This window comes from Bradyrhizobium sp. AS23.2 (assembly GCF_001908185.1).
Taxonomy (GTDB): domain Bacteria; phylum Pseudomonadota; class Alphaproteobacteria; order Rhizobiales; family Xanthobacteraceae; genus Bradyrhizobium.
Map to the genome: position 1 here is coordinate 16605 of NZ_LGHM01000146.1, position 16174 is coordinate 32778.

A 16174-nucleotide genomic window follows, 5' to 3' on the forward strand; every position below is an offset into this window, starting at 1 on the left:
CCGAACCCGGAATCTCGAGATCCTCAGGTGCGCAAGTGCGCACCGGAGTTCGATGCTGCGCTTCGCTCCGGGATGACTGAGCAAGACAACAAAAAGACCGGCCTCGCGGCCGGTCTTTTCGTTTTCAACTCTGGACCCGATGGCCTCGTTGGCGGCGCCCTTGATCTTGTCGCTCGTGCTGCCCACGAAACTCTCCTTCCAATTTGCTCACGGAGACAATGTCTGGGGCTACGCGGGGTCCGATTTTGGTATGGCTTGCGGACGCGGCTTCGGGTTAGTTTGCCGCGCACGGAACCAACAGAAAGCAAGTCCCATGACCGGCCATGACCATTCGCATTCCCACCATGACCACGATCACGACGATCGCTGGAAACATGACGGCGTGCGCGTCATTCCCGGCAACAAGCTCGATACGAACGTGCCGTCGACGGCAGGTATGGACCGCGCGGCCGCGATCAATTTCGCACGCGTCGGCGCGCAGAAATTGTGGGCGGGCACCGTCAGCATCAAGCCGGATGCCAAGACCGGCGCGCATCACCACGGCCATCTCGAAAGCGTCATCTACGTGGTGAAGGGCAAGGCGCGCATGCGCTGGGGCGAGAGTCTGCAATTCACCGCGGAGGCCGGCCCCGGCGATTTCATTTTCGTCCCGCCTTACGTGCCGCACCAGGAGATCAACGCCAGCCCGGACGAGGTGCTGGAATGCGTATTGGTGCGCAGCGACGGTGAGGCGGTCGCGATCAACCTCGACATCGAGCCGGTCGAGAAGCCCGAGACCGTGCTGTGGATCGATCCGGTCCACCGGGACCCGAACGAGAAGAAGTAAAGCTGAAGAACCTCGCGGGGTTCGGTGCGACAGAACCCCGCGGTCGACGGTCGGAAAAAATATTCGGATGCCGTGTCGGATGGCCGCTGGGCCGTCCGTCCTTGGGCGGAACCCCCTGCAAGGAGCTTCCGATGCCCAAGATGATCTTCGTTAACCTGCCGGTGACCGACCTCACTCGCGCCACCGCCTTTTATGAGGCGATCGGCGCGGTCAAGAACCCGCAATTCAGCGATGACACGGCGTCCTGCATGGTCTTTTCCGAGACCATCTACGTCATGCTGCTCACCCACGACAAATTCCGCCAGTTCACGCCGAAGACGATCGCGGATGCAAAGACCTCGAGCGAGGTGCTGATCTGCCTGTCCGCCGACAGCCGCAACGACGTCGATGACATCGTCGGCAAGGCGACGGCGTCAGGCGGCAAAGCCGATCCCGGTCCGAAGCAGGATTTCGGCTTCATGTATGGCCGCAGCTTCGAGGATCCGGATGGCCATATCTGGGAAGTGATGTGGATGGACGTGGCCGCGGCGACGACGCAGCCCGACATGGCGAATGCCTGATCGTCCCATTTCGAACCTCGAAGTTTCCAGGAGCATTCAGATGTCCAAGATGATCTTCGTCAATCTGCCGGTGACCGACCTCAAGCGTGCCACCGCCTTTTATGAGGCGATCGGTGCGGCCAAGAACCCGCAATTCTGCGACGACACGGCGAGCTGCATGGTCATTTCCGAGACCATCTTCGCCATGCTGCTGACCCACGACAAGTTTCGTCAGTTCACGCCGAGGCCGATCGCCGATGCCAGGACCGGGAGCCAGGTGCTGATCTGCCTGTCCGCGGATAGCCGGAACGAGGTCGACGACATCGTCGGCAGGGCGGAGGCCGCGGGCGGCATGGCCGATCCCAGCCCGAAGGAAGAGTTCAGCTTCATGTACGGCCGCAGCTTCGAGGACCTGGATGGCCATATGTGGGGAGTGACGTGGGTAGACATGGCGGCTGCCACCACCCAGCCCGACATGGCGAGCGCCTGATCGAAGCCCTCCGAACATAAGGAGTATTCACGATGTCCAAGGTCGTGCCCTGCATGTGGTTCAACGGCGATGCCGAGGAAGCCGCGAAGTTCTACGTCTCGCTGGTTCCGAATTCGAAGATCACGAACGTTCAGCACAACGTTTCGGACAACCCGTCCGGCAAGGAAGGCTCCGTGCTCGTCGTCGAGTTCACCGTGGCCGGACAGCCGCTGGTGGCGCTCAACGGCGGGATGAAGATGGAATACACCCACGCACTTTCGCTGATGATCCATTGCGACGACCAAGCCCAGGTCGACAGCGTGTGGAGCGCGTTCCTCGCTCATGGCGGCAGTGAAGGGCAGTGCGGCTGGCTGAGGGACAGCTACGGTGTGTCCTGGCAGGTGGTGCCGAAGGTGATGTTCGAATTCCTCTCGAGCCCCGACAAGGCCGCGGCCGGGCGCGCAATGCAGGCCATGATGAAGATGGTCAAGCTGGATGCGGGTGTTCTGCGTCAGGCGTTCGAGGGCAAGTCGGCGGCGTGATGCTCCGATAGGTGCTGTAGGGTGGGCAAAGGCGCGTTCGCGCCGTGCCCACCAACTTTCTCCGACGGAGGGTGGTGGGCACGCTTCGCTTTGCCACCCTACGAGACCTTGCCTCGGACCCTCTCAATAATTGATCCGCAGCCCCACACCGCCGTGAATGGTATTTCCAACCGGCTGCGGGCCCAGCGTGCCGTTGGCGAAGAGGTCCACGATCCAGCCCTTGGACACGCGGAAGCCGAGACGGCCGCCATATTCGAACCAGCCCTGGTTGCCCATCGTCGGCACCACCATGCCGTCTCCCGTCACGGTGGCGACGATGCCGCTGTGACTGGCAAACGACTGTACCCAGCCGCCATTGATGTTGGCCTCGACGTTGCTGCCGTAGAGATGCGTCCATTGGCCGCCGATCTTGACCAGGCTGGTGCGGTCGGTGCCGGTCGCAATCGTGGCGTCGAACGGATTGAACGCCACCGCGCTGTCGGTGTAGCCGGACACACGCTGCCAGAGCTGCCAGACCTCGATGGAAGCTGCGACCTCGTCGCGGGGCGACACCCGGCTCATCCAGCCGGCGCGGCCGTACACGGCGTAGTTCGAGGCGTTGGTCGAGCTCGTGACGCTCACCGGGCCGAGGCTGGTGTTGTAGCTGCGGGTGTAGCGCGCCTTCTCCCACGGCGTCAGGATCGTGCCGACGTCGAAGAATGGGCGTGAGGAGCCCCAGTCGGTGAAGTCGTAGCGCAGCGCGAAGGCGCCGATCGGCGCGCTGGTGATGTTGTAGTCGCCTTCGCTGTACTGCGTGTAGGCGATGCCGGCGAGCAGCGACAGATTGTTGGTGAGCTGCTTGCGGCCGTGGATGCCGGCCGAGAACGAGCCGGCCGAGCCGAACGCGCTGACGCAGTCGCTGCAATTGACCTGCTCATTGACGCCGAGCAGCACCGTGCCGAGCACCCGGTTGGTGATCATCTGGTTGAAGCGTTGGTTGGCGAGGCCACCGATCGAATTGCCACTGGAATCAGCGCCGGTCGGGGCCGGTGGTGGGTACGAGCTCGGTGAGGACGTCGGATACGGGCTCGGCGACGGTGACGGATAGGGGCTGGGAGAGGGGGAAGGTGAGGGCGACGGGGAGGGCGTCGGCTCGCCGCACTCGGCCTCGCAACCGGTCTCTGCTGCCGCCGGCCGGGCATCGAATACGACGAAAGCAAACGCAGCGGATGCGGCCATTGCGGCGGCGAGAACGAAGCGCCTGACGTTGAATTTCGCCATCGTTACCGCCCGCACAGCATGCCGTCGTCGTGGACGGCGGGCGTGATGGTCGGAGACGCGTCGGCATATTGGTTGACCGAGCACAGCCCGGCGCTTGCGGCGCAGTTCGCGGCAAACGTCCAGGGCGGCGTATTGGTTTTGGTGATGCTGACCTTGCCGCCGGTCGAGGTGATCACCGCGGTGTCGCCGGGCTGGGTGAGCTGCACGCACTGGGAGTTCGTCGTGCAAACGCTGGCCGCGCCGTCCTGGAGCACGACGACGGAGCGTCCGCGCTGGGAGAGGATGTCGAGCGTGGTGCCGCGCACGCCGATGGTCGCGAGCGGCGTCGTGATCTTGTAGGCGGTCTTCTCCGAATGTCCGGTGACGAAACGGAATGCGCCGGTGGTCATGCGGATCGCGACGTCGCGATAGCTGTGCTCGTCGTTGAAGACGGTGCGGTCGAGCTTCAGCGTGGCGCTCGGCCCCAGCGACAAATTGGTGCTGTCGGCCATGACGAAGCGCGCCGCGCTGTCAGCACCGGTGCGGACGGTCTCGTCGCGCAACATGCTGTCGCCGACGCTGATCGGCGTCGTGGTTGCGGCCACGCGCACCACTTCGTTCTGGATCACGACGGCTTCGCCGACGCGCGTCTGCGCCAGCGCGCAAGGCGCCGCGCACAATGCGGCTGACAACAGTGTGGGGAAAAACAAGAAACGCAAATTCATTTCGCAACCGATCGATGTGTCCCTGATCGTACCGGATCTCGCGCGCTTGCGATGTGACGAAATTATCACTAGCGGCGCGGGACGTGCGTTATCCTTAGTGACAGTTGCGGCAGAATGCGTTCAATGAGAAGTGCGATTTTCGCTTTTGTCCACGGTGACGCAAATTTGCCACGCAAAACCTCATCAAAACAGCCGCTCGAATTGCCCGCCGTTCCGAAGGTGTCGCGGAGCGCAGTGATTGCTGTCGCGATTTTCCTGGTCGCGCATCTCGCGCTGCTCATCGGCCTGACGACGCCAGAGAAGTTCGTTTTCGACGAGGTGCATTACGTGCCGGCTGCGCGGCAGATGCTGGCGCCCGCGATGTCGCAGCCGATGCTCAATCCGATGCACCCGCCGCTGGCCAAGGAGCTGATCGCGGCGTCAATCGCGGCTTTCGGCGACAACGCGTTTGGCTGGCGCTATCCCGCGACATTGTTCGGCGCACTCGCGATCGTCGCGATCTATCTGTGCGGTCTCGCGCTGTTCTCCGCGCAAGCGCCCGCGATGGCCGCTGCGTTGATCGCGGCGTTCAATCAGATGGTTTACGTGCAGGCGCGTATCGCGATGCTCGACATCTTTGCGCTCGGCTTCGGCTTGCTCGCGATGGCCGCCTTCATGCACGGATTTCGAAAGGAGCGGCCGCATGCGCTGTTCGCGCTGGCGGGTGCTCTGTTCGGTCTTGCTGCGGCCTGCAAGTGGAGCGGCCTGTTTCCGCTCGGCGTCTGCATCGTCATCGTCGCGGTGATCCGCCTGATGCAGGGCTGGCGCACGCTGTTTACCGACGCGAAGCCAGACGACTGGTACCGGCCTGATCTATGGCCCGGTTTCAGGTTGCATCACGCCACGGTCTGCTTTGCCGTCCTGCCGGCCGCAACCTATCTTGCCGCTTTCGTTCCGCTCCATGGATTGTCACTGACGGATCTGATCGAGGCGCAGCGCCGGATCTTTGCCGACAACACGACCACCGCGATTGCCGGTCACACCTATATGAGCTCGTGGCCATCCTGGCCGCTCCTCGCCCGCCCGGTGTGGTTCCTGTTCGACAAGACGGCGCACGACAGCATCTCCGCGATCGTCTTCCTCGGCAATCCGCTGGTGCTGTGGCCGGCGCTGCCGGCGCTCGCCATTGTACTGCGCGACTTCATCGTCGCGCGCCGCTGGGATGCCTTTCTGATCGCGGCGTTCTATTTCGGCTCCTGGCTCGCCTGGGCGTTGCTGCCGCGGACGCTCGGCTTCATCTATTATTATCTGCCGGCAGCGACTGTAGCATCGCTTGCACTGGTCTATGTGCTGCGAAGAGAAGGGCTGCCTCGCTGGCTGCTGTGGGCCTATGTCGGCGTCGCCGCCGTCGGCTTTGCAGTGATGTTGCCGATCTCGGCGGCCTACGTCGGTACATCGATGCAGACCTTCAGCCGACTGATGCTGTTCCAGAGCTGGATCTGACAACAGAAAACCGCCCGCCACTCACGTGGCAGGCGGTTGTCGATTGTGGCATTTATTTCGACGCGGTCTTGGTGTCCATGTTCACGACCTGGACGCGACGGTTGATCGGGTCGGCGCCGTTGGCGGTATCCTTCAGCTTGGTCTTGCCGTAGCCGACGGTGACGAGATCGGTGCCGTTGAGGCCGTAGTTCTGCACCAGGTATTTCTTGATCGTGTCGGCGCGCCGTTCGGAGAGCCCTTGATTGTACTCTTCGCCGCCGATCGCATCGGTATGGCCGGCGACCACGAAGGTCGAGCCCTTGAGCGCCGGATCGGACAAGGCCTTGCCGAGCGCCTGCACCGACGGCACCGACGTCTTGGCGATGTCGGCTGAGTTGTAGTCGAACTGGATTTCCAGATCGATCTTCGGCTTGGACGCCGCAAGCTCGGCGATCTGCTCGCGCTCGCCCATCGAGAGCGAACGGGTCGAGCGATTGCGCACGGTGTTCAGGAATGTCGCCTCCTTGGCTTGTACGGTCGGATCGGCCTGCGGACCGACGGACAGGCCGCGGGTCACCGGCTTCGGCTTCAGCGCATCCAGGATCTGGCTGGTGGAGACGTTGTTGTCACCGGCCAAGGCCAGGCCCGCCGTCATCGACAGCGCGGCCGAAAGGGTGATCGCCTTCAGTCCAAAAAACTTAGTAAAATGGGTCATTGTCGTATCCTCGCTGTATCGCCTGATGACGATTTGATGCTGCGAGCATAGGGCAGGTTCAAAGGCCTTCATGTGATCTTGGTCACGGTGGAAGCGGGGGCTTCCGGGCTCATCCTGGTTCATTTGCGGCGTTTCGGGTGGGCGGCCTGGGGGCGGCGTTTCGCTTCCGTCGAGGTTCGCCACGGGTTCCGGCGATCGCGATGACGAAGCTCGTTGTCGGGATGGGCGGTGAAGACACGCCGGGCAAGATCGCTGCGAGGAAGTCGATGGCCTCGGCCAATTCCGACATGAGCAAAGGCAACGTGCGCGGCGCCTGCAAGCACTACATGAACGCCGAGAAGGCGATGGCGATGAAATAGGCCTCGGCCGCACCATCCGGCCGCGCTGTCAGCAGTTGGCAGCGCGGCCTTTTCTTGTGACCGTTGCTTTGCCGTCTCCTTTTTCCTGGCGCGAATCCCGCTACATTGCACCCTGCAATGTCACGCGCGCCCGAACCGCTTCCACTCACCACGACGCAGGCCCGGCAGATCTGGCTCCATGCCCAGCGGCTGGATGAGCGCGCGCCGTTCGGCGAGGGCGCGCGGGCCGTTGCGGAGGCGATTACCCACCTCGGCTATGTGCAGATCGACACCATCAATGTTATCGAGCGCAGCCACCACCACATCCTGTTCAGCCGCATCCCGTCCTACCGGCGTGCCGATCTGCGCCACGCGCAGAGCGTCGACAGAAGCGTTTTCGAATACTGGACGCATGCGCTGTCCTATGTGCCGGCCAGCGACTTCCGTTTCTTTCTGCCGGCGATGCGCGAGCATCGCCGTGACGGGCACAAATGGTACGCCTCGGTCACGCCGGCCGACATGCGCAAGGTGATGCGGCTGGTACGCGCGGGCCCGCTGACCATCCGCGACATCGAGGACGACGTGCTCACCGAGAAGGAGCACCTGTGGCAGAGCCGAAAGCCCTCGAAGCGGGCGTTGCAGCTTGCCTTCTACACCGGCGTGGTGACCATCAGCGCGCGCCAGGGCATGCTCAAGACCTATGAGCTGATGACGCGCCATTTCGGCTGGGACACGCTGCCGAAGCCGGCCTCGACAAATGACATCACGGCCTATCTGCTCGACCGCGCGCTGCGGTCGCAAGGCGTGGTGAGCCTCGATTCGATCTGTCATCTCGATGCGCCGCGCAAAAAGGCGGTAGCTAACCTGATCGCCTCGCGCGTCCGCCGTGGCGAGCTCGTGCCGGTTGCGATCGAGGACGCCGGCAGGCAGGAGCATTGGGCCACGCCTGCGGCGCTGGAGCCGGGCGAGGTGTCGCCCGATCTCGTCCACATCCTCTCGCCGTTCGACCCCCTGATCATCCAGCGCAAGCGCACCAACCTCTTCTTCGGCTACAACCACCTGTTCGAAGCCTATGTGCCGAAGGCCAAGCGCAAGCTCGGCTATTTCGCGCTGCCGGTGCTGGTTGGCGACCAGATCGTCGCCGCGCTCGACCTCAAGACCGACCGGCAACGCAAGAAGCTCTTGATGCAGAAATGGACCTGGGTCGGGGAGGGGAAGAAGACAGCGGGGCGCAAGGAGCTCAAGCGCAAGATCGAGGACGAGCTCGATCGCTTCGAGCGGTTTCAATTGGCGGAGTGAGTGTGAACAGCGGAAATGTGTCGAGCGGCTTCAATAATCTCGTCATTGCGAGCGCAGCGAAGCAATCCAGAGTCTCGTCGCGGTGATAGTCTGGATTGCTTCGCTGCGCTCGCAATGACGGAGAAGAGGGCCGAAATCGCAGGACCATCGCAAGGACGACTCGCAGGCGATCACGACCTGCGTCAGCCTGAGGGGCAGCGACCGCTGTCCCGGCGCAATGGAGTTCACCGGCTGCGCCCCGTGCATTGCTTGCTCCATTGACTCTTTGCCCGCGATGCTGAAAACCGCCCACTAGCCCACAAAAGCATCAACTCCGGGGGGAAGCCATGAGCCAGACCACGACCTATGCCGGTTCCGCCGGCACGGCCAAGAACTCGAATAAGAGTGAAATCGAGACCTCGACCATCCGCGCCATCTCCTGGCGCCTGATCCCGTTCCTGGTGCTGGCCTACTTCTTCTCCTATCTCGACCGGGTCAATCTCGGTTTCGCCGCGCTGACCATGAATGCCGAGCTGAAGTTCACGCCGCTGATCTTCTCCTGGGGCGCCGGTATCTTCTTCATCGGCTATTTCATCTTCGAGGTGCCGAGCAATTTGGCGCTGGAGAAGTTCGGCGCCAGCCGCTGGATCGCGCGCATCATGGTGACCTGGGGCATCATCTCGGCGCTGATGGCGCTCGTGAACGGCGTAACGAGCTTTTACGTGCTGCGCTTCCTGCTGGGCGTCGCCGAAGCCGGCTTCTTCCCCGGCATCATCCTCTATCTCACCTACTGGTACCCGGCGGAATATCGCGCGCGCTTCCTCGCCGCCTTCGCCGTCGCCGTGCCGGTCTCGACCGTGATCGGCGCGCCGATCTCGGGCCTGTTGCTCGGGCTCGACGGCGTGATGGGCCTGAAGGGCTGGCAGTGGCTGTTCATTCTCGAAGGCATCCCGTCGGTGCTGCTCGGCATCGTCACCTGGTTCTATCTCACCGATCGGCCGGAGAAGGCGGATTGGCTGACGGCTGAGCAGAAGGGCTGGCTCAAGGCGAAGCTCGATTCCGAGATCGCGGCCAAGCAGGCCGTAAAGCATCTCTCGCTCGGCCAAGCCCTTTCCTCGCCGAAGGTGATCGCGCTCAGCCTGATCTATTTCGGCTTCGTCGGCGCGCTCTACGGCATGCAGTTCTGGCTGCCGCAGATCGTCAAGGCGTTCGGCCTCACCAATGCGCAGACCGGCTTCGTCACCGCGATCCCGTACCTGTTCGGCACCATCGCCATGATCCTGTGGGCACGGCACTCGGACGCGACTCGCGAGCGGGTGTTCCACGTCGGCGCGCCGCTGATCCTGATCGCGATCGCGCTTGCCGTCTCCAGCTACATCACCGACCCCACCATGACGATGGTGGCGCTGACGGTTGCTGCGATCGGCGTGTTCTGCGTCTTCGGCGTGTTCTGGACCCTGCCGACCGCCTGGCTCTCCGGTATGGCCGCCGCCGGCGCCATAGCCCTGATCAACTCGGTCGGGAACCTTGCCGGCTTCGCCGGGCCCTACCTGATTGGCTGGGTCAAGGAGGCAACCGGCCAGACCTCGACCGGCCTCTTGGTGCTCGCGATCCTGCCACTGCTCGCCGGCATCCTGGTCTTCATCGGCGGCCACGAGACCAAGCACGAGTTCGTCGAACAGGGTCGGTGAGATCTCGAAATCTGTAGGGTGGGCAAAGCGAAGCGTGCCCACCGATAGTTTTGCGTATCGATATTGCGGTGGTGGGCACGGCGCTAACGCGCCTTTGCCCACCCTACGGCGTCCGTCCGAGTGGCGACGTCCGCCTCGGGCTTTCTTCCAATCCTTACCTGCCCTTAACGATCACGCTTTCCTGATGACTGACGATTATTGACTTTTATCAGTGATTAGTCGACACTTCTCTCATTGCAGTCGCAGGAGTGTCCTCCGATGTTCGTCCGGTCAATTTTGTCGAGCTATTCCAGGCTCTTGGCAGGTGCGTCGCTGGCCCTGATGGCGGTTTCGCTGGCCGGGTGCAATGACACCGTTGCCCAGAAAGCCGAGCCACCGCGACCGGTTCTGGTCGCGACCGCTCACTATGATGCTGAGACGCCCGAGCGCAGCTTCGTCGGCACCGTCAGGCCCCGGATCGAGAGCGATCTCGGCTTCCGCGTCGCCGGCAAGGTCGCCAAGCGCCTGGTCGAGGTCGGCCAGACCGTCGAGGTTGGTCAGCCGCTCGCGACCCTCGACGAGGTCGATTTGAAGCTTCAGGCCGAGCAGGCCGTCGCCGAGCAGACTGCCGCGACCGGCGTGCTGGCCCAGGCCGCCGCCGCCGAGCAGCGCGCCAAGGATCTGAAGGCCAAGGGGTGGACCACCGACGCGCAGCTCGACCAGAGCCGCGCTTCCGCCGACGAGGCCCGCGCGCGCCTGGACCGCGCTGTCCGCTCGGTCGAGCTGACCAAGAATTCCCTTTCCTACGCGACGCTTGTTGCCGACGCCCGTGGCGTCGTCACCGCAACGCTGATCGAGCCCGGCCAAGTGGTTGCCGCGGGCCAGGCCTCGATCCGTGTCGCCCGCTTTGCCGAGAAGGAAGCGGTCGTCGCGATCCCTGAGACGTTGGTTGGACGCGCCAAGTCGGGCGTCGCCAGCGTCACTCTTTGGTCGGAGCCGGGCAAGAAATATACGGCCAAGCTGCGCGAGATCGCGCCGGCAGCCGATCCGGCCACGCGCACCTATCTTGCGAAATTCTCGCTGCCAGAGGCCGACGACAAGGTCGCGCTCGGCATGACCGCGACACTGACGCTGTCGGACGCCGCCACCCAGCGCGTCGCGCGGCTGCCGCTGTCGGCGCTGTTCAGCGAAGGCGGCAAGCCGTCCTTCTATGTTGTCGACGACAACGGCGCGGTCACGCTGAAGCCGGTGACGGTGAAGTCCTACGAGAGCAACGATGTCGTCATCACGGGCGGCGTCGAAGAGGGCGCCAAGATCGTAGCGCTTGGCGTGCAGAAGCTCGATCCGAGCCAGAGGGTGCGGATCGTCTCGTCACTGTCTTTCTAATCCCCGTCATTCCGGGGCGATGCGACAGCATCGAACTATGGTGCGCACTTGCGCACCTGAGAATCTCGAGATTCCGGGTCTGGTCCTTCGGACCATCCCGGAATGACAAGAAAAGTAAGTCCGTCGTTGCGAGGTGAGTTTCGGCCCGAGCGCAAATGCGAAGGCCGAAGCGGCGAGGCGATCCAGAATCTGCCCAGCCCCCTGGATTGCTTCGCTGCCTCGCGATGGCCGGTTGAACAGGGCGGCTGTCGTTTTCGCAACTGGATCGTCTTTCGGAGAGTGCGATGAAGCGCTTCAACCTTTCGGCCTGGGCCGTCAGCCATCCGACGCTGGTTCTCTTCCTGATGATCGTGCTCGGCGCCGCCGGCTTCTTCTCCTACGAGAAGCTCGGGCGCGCCGAGGATCCGTTCTTCACGGTGAAGGTGGTCAACGTCTCCGTGATGTGGCCGGGCGCGACTGCGCAGGAAATGCAGACGCAGGTCGCCGATCCCATCGAGAAGAAGCTGCAGGAGCTGCCTTACTTCGAGAAGGTGCAGACCTACTCCAAGCCCGCCTTCACCGCGCTCCAGGTCACCTTCCGCGACTCCACGCCGCCGAAGGAAGTGCCCTATCTCTTCTACCTCCTGCGCAAGAAGCTGGCCGACGTGCAGGGCCAACTGCCCGCGGGGATTCTGGGACCCGTCGTCAACGACGAGTTCTCCGACGTCGATTCCATCCTCTACATGATGACCGGCGACGGCGCCGATTATGCCCAGCTCAAGAAGGTCTCGGAAGGCTTCCGTCAGCGCCTCCTGAAGGTGCCCGGCGTGACCAAGGTCGACGTCTATGGCAACCAGGATGAGCGCATCTTCGTCGAATTCAGCCACGCCAAGCTCGCCACCCTCGGCATCACGCCGCAGGCGCTGTTCGATTCGCTCGCCAAGCAGAATAACGTGACGCCGGCCGGCACGGTCGAGACCTCGTCGCAGCGCGTGCCGCTGCGCGTGACCGGGGCGCTCGATGGTGCCAAGGCGGTGGCCGAGACGCCGGTCGAGAGCAACGGCCGCGTCTTCCGCCTCGGCGACATCGCCACCGTCACTCATGGCTATGTCGATCCGCCGAGCTTCATCGTGCGCCAGGAGGGCAAGCCCGCGATCGGCATCGGCGTCGTCACCGCCAAGGGCGCCAACATCCTCGAGCTCGGCAAGGAGGTCGAGAAGGCGACCGCGGAATTCATGCAGGCGGTGCCGCAGGGCATCGACGTCCGGCTCATCGCCGACCAGCCCAAGGTGGTCGAGCACGCCGTCGGCGAGTTCGTGCACTCCTTCATGGAAGCGCTCGTCATCGTGCTGTTCGTCTCGTTCCTGGCGCTGGGCTGGCGCACTGGCATCGTGGTCGCGCTGTCGGTGCCGCTGGTGCTCGGCATCGTCTTCGTCGTCATGAACGCGATGTCGCTCGACCTGCACCGCATCACGCTCGGCGCGCTGATCATCGCGCTCGGCCTGCTCGTCGACGACGCCATCATCGCGGTCGAGATGATGGTGGTGAAGATGGAGCAGGGCTGGGATCGCATGCGCGCGGCGTCCTTTGCCTGGGAATCCACTGCGTTTCCGATGCTGACGGGAACGCTGGTCACGGCTGCTGGCTTCCTCCCCATCGGCTTTGCCAATTCCGCGGTCGGCGAATATGCCGGCAGCATCTTCTGGATCGTGGCGATCGCTCTGGTCGCCTCCTGGTTCGTGGCTGTGATCTTCACGCCCTATATCGGCGTCAAGCTGCTGCCGGAGATGAAGGCGCATCACAATCACGATCCGCATGCGGTCTACGAGACCCGCATGTACCGCGGCCTGCGCGCCATCGTGCAGTGGTGCGTCAATCACCGCATCACCGTGGTGGCCGCGACCGTCGGCGTCTTCGTCGCCTCGATCGTCGGCTTCGGCCACGTCCAGCAGCAGTTCTTCCCGCTGTCCGAGCGACCCGAGCTGTTCCTCCAGCTCCGCCTGCCTGAGGGCACAGCCTTCAACGTGACCGAGAAGGCAGTGAAGAAGGCCGAGACGCTGCTGAAGGACGACAAGGACATCGAGACGTATACGGCCTATGTCGGCCAGGGTTCGCCGCGCTTCTGGCTCGGCCTCAACCCGCAGCTTCCGAACGAGGCGTTCGCCGAAATCGTCATCGTCGCCAAGGGCGTCGAGGCGCGTGAGCGGGTCAAGGCGAAGATCGAGAGGGCGGCCGCCGACGGCATGCTGACCGAGGCGCGCGTGCGCGTCGACCGCTTCAACTTCGGTCCGCCGGTCGGCTTCCCCGTCCAGTTCCGCGTGATCGGCCCCGACGCCAACAAGGTGCGCGAGATCGCCTATCGGGTCCGCGACGTGATGCGGCAGAACAAGAACGTCAAGGACGTTCAGCTCGACTGGAACGAGCAGTCACCGTATCTCAAGCTCGTCGTCGACCAGGATCGTGCCCGCGCGATGGGCCTGACTCCGCAGGACGTCTCGCAGGCACTCGCGATGCTGATTTCGGGCGCGCAGGTCACGACCATCCGTGACGGTATCGAGAAGGTCGGCGTGGTCGCCCGTGCGATCCCATCCGAGCGCCTCGACCTCGGCGGCGTTGGCGACCTCACCATCACCTCGCGCAACGGCGTTGCGGTGCCGCTGCAGCAGATCGCCAAGATCGAGTATTCCCACGAGGAGCCGATCATGTGGCGGCGCAACCGCGACATGGCGATCACCGTGCGCTCCGACGTCGTCGACGGCGTGCAGGCGCCCGACGTCACCAACCAGATCACGCCGAAGCTGCAGGCCATCAAGGACTACCTCGAGCCCGCCTATCGCATCGAGCCCGGCGGGGCGTTCGAGGAGTCCGCCAAGGGCAACGCCTCGATCTTCATCCTCTTCCCGGTGATGGTCATGGTGATGCTGACGCTGCTGATGATCCAGCTGCAGAGCTTCTCGCGCCTGTTGCTGGTGTTCCTGACCGCGCCGCTCGGCATCGTCGGCGCCTCCCTCGGGCTCAACGTCGCCAACGCCCCGTTCGGCTTCGTGGCGCTGCTCGGCCTGATCGCGCTCGCCGGCATGATCATGCGCAACACGGTCATCCTGGTCGACCAGATAGAGACCGACGTCTCGCACGGCCTGGCCCGGCGCGAGGCGATCGTGGAGGCGACCGTCCGCCGTGCCCGCCCCGTGGTGCTGACGGCGCTCGCCGCGATCCTCGCCATGATCCCGCTGTCGCGCTCGGCCTTCTGGGGCCCGATGGCGATCACCATCATGGGCGGATTGTTCGTTGCGACCTTCCTCACGCTGCTGTACCTGCCGGGCCTCTATGCCCTGTGGTTCAGGAAGAGCCTGGATGAGGCCGGTTCAGCCGAGCAACCTACCGCGCCGCAGCATGGGAGCGATGAGGATCCTGCAATTCCGCTTGCTGAAGCGGCTGAATAAATGAAGAGTGAGTTTTGACGAGTCCTGACAGATGACACTGGCTTCGGAACATATCGAAGGCGACACCCGGGAGCGCATCCTCGAGGTGGCCGAGCGGCTGTTCCGGCAGATCGGCTACCTCAAGACCACGGTTGGGGACATCGCCAAGGAGCTCAAGATGAGCCCCGCCAACGTGTATCGCTTCTTCGAGTCGAAGAAGGCGATCCATCAGGCGGTGGCGCGCAGCTTGATGGGCGAGGTCGAGCTGGAGGCGCAGCGGATCGTGGCGAGGCCCGGTCCGGTGCTGGAGCGCTTCCGCGAGCTGCTCACCACCATCCATCGCATGAACACCGAGCGCTATGTCGGCGACTCCAAGCTGCATGAGATGGTCGAGATCGCGATGCAGGAGGACTGGGACGTCTGCGTCGCCCATATGGAGTGCATTGCCGGCGTGATCGGCCAGATGATCGCGCAAGGCGCCGCCTCCGGCGAGTTCGAGGCCCCGGACCTGGAGCTGGCCTCGCTGTGCGCCTGCACCGCCATGATGCGGTTCTTCCACCCCCAGATGATCGCCCAGTGCGCCACGAAGCCGGGCCCGACCATCGACCAGATGATCGATTTCGTCATCGCGGGTCTGTCGCCGCGCCACTGACGGGCCGGGGATTTTCTCCTATAAGCAGGCCGCTCGCCCCGGAGTGACGGGCAAGGATGGATCAACAGACTCCGTCATTGCGAGCGCAGCGAAGCAATCCAGACTGTCTCCGCGGAGGGATTCTGGATTGCTTCGCTGCGCTCGCAATGACGATCAGGGAAAAACCAGCGTGAACGACAAAGACCTGTATTTCTACGAGCCCTCGAAGGGCCACGGCCTCAAGCACGATCCGTTCAACGCCATCATCGCGCCGCGGCCGATCGGCTGGATCTCCTCCCGCGACGCCAGGGGCCACGTCAATCTCGCGCCCTATAGCTTCTTCAGCGCCTTCGCTTACGTGCCGCCGATCATCGGCTTTTCCTCCACCAACTGGAAGGACTCGGTCGAGAACATCCAGCAGACCGGCGAGTTCGTCTGGAATCTCGCCACGATGGATCTGGCCAAGCACATGAACGCGACCGCTGCGCATGTCGCACCTGAGGTCGACGAGTTCGAGATCGCAGGGCTCACGGCTGTGCCCGGCAAGCTCGTCAACGTGCCGCGCGTCGGCGAGAGCCCGGTCGCTTTCGAATGCAAGGTGTCCGACATCGTCCGCCTCAAGGGCGCCGACGGCAAGGAGGCCGATGCCTGGCTGACGCTGGGCGAGGTCGTCGCCGTCCATATCGACAAGGCCATGATCAAGGACGGCGTCTACCAGACCGCCGCCGCCCGCCCCATCGTCCGCGCCGGCCGCCGCGGCGACTATTTCGAGATCAAGCCGGAAAACATGTTCGAGATGGTCCGGCCGGACTGATCCAGGCGCACCTGTAGATGGGGTAACGGGCTCCCTGAGGCCTTCCAACCAAGCCGCGCTAGCTACCGCGCTGTTTGATGCGCGCGTCGCGCGGCTTGGTTGGAAGGCAAGCGGTCGTCCCTCACATTGATGGTGTAGCG

The 16174-nt window shown here is 63.7% G+C and carries 15 protein-coding genes; 12 read left to right on the forward strand and 3 right to left on the reverse strand.

Translation table 11 applies throughout. The features are described from left to right. Positions 1-313: 313 nt before the first annotated feature. The 4 genes from AC630_RS28825 to AC630_RS28840 all read left to right on the forward strand — a co-directional run bounded on the left by AC630_RS28825 (position 314) and on the right by AC630_RS28840 (position 2376). Positions 314-826: a cupin domain-containing protein gene (locus tag AC630_RS28825; protein WP_074121833.1), complete on the forward strand. Its 513-nt coding sequence runs from the start codon at positions 314-316 to the stop codon at positions 824-826. A gap of 131 nt (positions 827-957) precedes the next feature. Beyond that, positions 958-1386, forward strand: a complete 429-nt coding sequence (locus AC630_RS28830) for a VOC family protein (protein ID WP_074121834.1) — start codon at positions 958-960, stop codon at positions 1384-1386. A gap of 40 nt (positions 1387-1426) precedes the next feature. Further along, on the forward strand, positions 1427-1855 hold the full coding sequence (locus tag AC630_RS28835) for a VOC family protein (RefSeq protein ID WP_074121835.1): 429 nt from the start codon (positions 1427-1429) through the stop codon (positions 1853-1855). A 32-nt stretch (positions 1856-1887) separates the two neighbouring features. Continuing rightward, on the forward strand, positions 1888-2376 hold the full coding sequence (locus AC630_RS28840; protein ID WP_074121836.1) for a VOC family protein: 489 nt from the start codon (positions 1888-1890) through the stop codon (positions 2374-2376). A gap of 123 nt (positions 2377-2499) precedes the next feature. Here the strand turns inward: AC630_RS28840 and AC630_RS28845 are convergent, their stop codons facing one another. Together AC630_RS28845 and AC630_RS28850 are read right to left on the reverse strand one after the other, a co-directional pair. Then, positions 2500-3636 carry a hypothetical protein gene (locus tag AC630_RS28845; RefSeq protein WP_074121837.1) on the reverse strand — a complete coding sequence of 379 codons (1137 nt, stop codon included), beginning with the start codon at positions 3634-3636 and terminating at the stop codon, positions 2500-2502. Positions 3637-3638: 2 nt separating this feature from the next. After that, entirely contained in the window at positions 3639-4340 is a 702-nt protein-coding gene (locus AC630_RS28850; RefSeq protein ID WP_074121838.1) for a FecR family protein, read from the reverse strand. Positions 4341-4541: 201 nt separating this feature from the next. Here AC630_RS28850 and AC630_RS28855 point away from each other — a divergent pair, with 201 nt between their 5' ends. Further along, positions 4542-5822 (forward strand): phospholipid carrier-dependent glycosyltransferase, encoded by a 1281-nt coding sequence (locus AC630_RS28855; protein WP_074121839.1) that lies wholly within the window; start codon positions 4542-4544, stop codon positions 5820-5822. 52 nt (positions 5823-5874) lie between these two features. On the opposite strand, the gene AC630_RS28860 is transcribed toward AC630_RS28855, so the two are convergent. Continuing rightward, complete coding sequence (locus AC630_RS28860; RefSeq protein ID WP_074121840.1) at positions 5875-6516, reverse strand: OmpA family protein; 642 nt, start codon at positions 6514-6516, stop codon at positions 5875-5877. A 200-nt stretch (positions 6517-6716) separates the two neighbouring features. On the opposite strand from AC630_RS28860, the gene AC630_RS45690 reads away from it, so the two are divergent. The 7 genes from AC630_RS45690 (at position 6717) to AC630_RS28900 (ending at position 16034) form a co-directional block, all read left to right on the forward strand. Continuing rightward, a complete protein-coding gene (locus tag AC630_RS45690) occupies positions 6717-6875 on the forward strand; it encodes a hypothetical protein (RefSeq protein ID WP_167561302.1) in 159 nt (52 codons plus the stop codon). 117 nt (positions 6876-6992) lie between these two features. Continuing rightward, entirely contained in the window at positions 6993-8153 is a 1161-nt protein-coding gene (locus tag AC630_RS28870; RefSeq protein ID WP_074121841.1) for a winged helix-turn-helix domain-containing protein, read from the forward strand. A 326-nt stretch (positions 8154-8479) separates the two neighbouring features. Next, positions 8480-9823, forward strand: coding sequence for an MFS transporter (locus AC630_RS28880; RefSeq protein WP_074121843.1), 1344 nt, complete (start codon positions 8480-8482; stop codon positions 9821-9823). 258 nt (positions 9824-10081) lie between these two features. After that, positions 10082-11188 (forward strand): efflux RND transporter periplasmic adaptor subunit, encoded by a 1107-nt coding sequence (locus tag AC630_RS28885; protein WP_074121844.1) that lies wholly within the window; start codon positions 10082-10084, stop codon positions 11186-11188. Between the two features lie 284 nt (positions 11189-11472). After that, complete coding sequence (locus AC630_RS28890; protein WP_074121845.1) at positions 11473-14610, forward strand: efflux RND transporter permease subunit; 3138 nt, start codon at positions 11473-11475, stop codon at positions 14608-14610. Positions 14611-14641: 31 nt separating this feature from the next. Continuing rightward, positions 14642-15241 carry a TetR/AcrR family transcriptional regulator gene (locus AC630_RS28895; RefSeq protein WP_074121846.1) on the forward strand — a complete coding sequence of 200 codons (600 nt, stop codon included), beginning with the start codon at positions 14642-14644 and terminating at the stop codon, positions 15239-15241. Positions 15242-15410: 169 nt separating this feature from the next. Further along, on the forward strand, positions 15411-16034 hold the full coding sequence (locus AC630_RS28900; protein WP_074121850.1) for a flavin reductase family protein: 624 nt from the start codon (positions 15411-15413) through the stop codon (positions 16032-16034). Positions 16035-16174 lie beyond the last annotated feature (140 nt).

Coding starts and splice junctions, on each gene's coding strand:
- AC630_RS28825 (WP_074121833.1), top strand. CDS start 314: ATGACCGGCCATGACCATTCGCATTCCCACCATGACCACGATCACGAC.
- AC630_RS28830 (WP_074121834.1), top strand. CDS start 958: ATGCCCAAGATGATCTTCGTTAACCTGCCGGTGACCGACCTCACTCGC.
- AC630_RS28835 (WP_074121835.1), top strand. CDS start 1,427: ATGTCCAAGATGATCTTCGTCAATCTGCCGGTGACCGACCTCAAGCGT.
- AC630_RS28840 (WP_074121836.1), top strand. CDS start 1,888: ATGTCCAAGGTCGTGCCCTGCATGTGGTTCAACGGCGATGCCGAGGAA.
- AC630_RS28845 (WP_074121837.1), bottom strand. CDS start 3,636: ATGGCGAAATTCAACGTCAGGCGCTTCGTTCTCGCCGCCGCAATGGCC.
- AC630_RS28850 (WP_074121838.1), bottom strand. CDS start 4,340: ATGAATTTGCGTTTCTTGTTTTTCCCCACACTGTTGTCAGCCGCATTG.
- AC630_RS28860 (WP_074121840.1), bottom strand. CDS start 6,516: ATGACCCATTTTACTAAGTTTTTTGGACTGAAGGCGATCACCCTTTCG.
- AC630_RS45690 (WP_167561302.1), top strand. CDS start 6,717: ATGACGAAGCTCGTTGTCGGGATGGGCGGTGAAGACACGCCGGGCAAG.
- AC630_RS28870 (WP_074121841.1), top strand. CDS start 6,993: ATGTCACGCGCGCCCGAACCGCTTCCACTCACCACGACGCAGGCCCGG.
- AC630_RS28880 (WP_074121843.1), top strand. CDS start 8,480: ATGAGCCAGACCACGACCTATGCCGGTTCCGCCGGCACGGCCAAGAAC.
- AC630_RS28885 (WP_074121844.1), top strand. CDS start 10,082: ATGTTCGTCCGGTCAATTTTGTCGAGCTATTCCAGGCTCTTGGCAGGT.
- AC630_RS28890 (WP_074121845.1), top strand. CDS start 11,473: ATGAAGCGCTTCAACCTTTCGGCCTGGGCCGTCAGCCATCCGACGCTG.
- AC630_RS28895 (WP_074121846.1), top strand. CDS start 14,642: ATGACACTGGCTTCGGAACATATCGAAGGCGACACCCGGGAGCGCATC.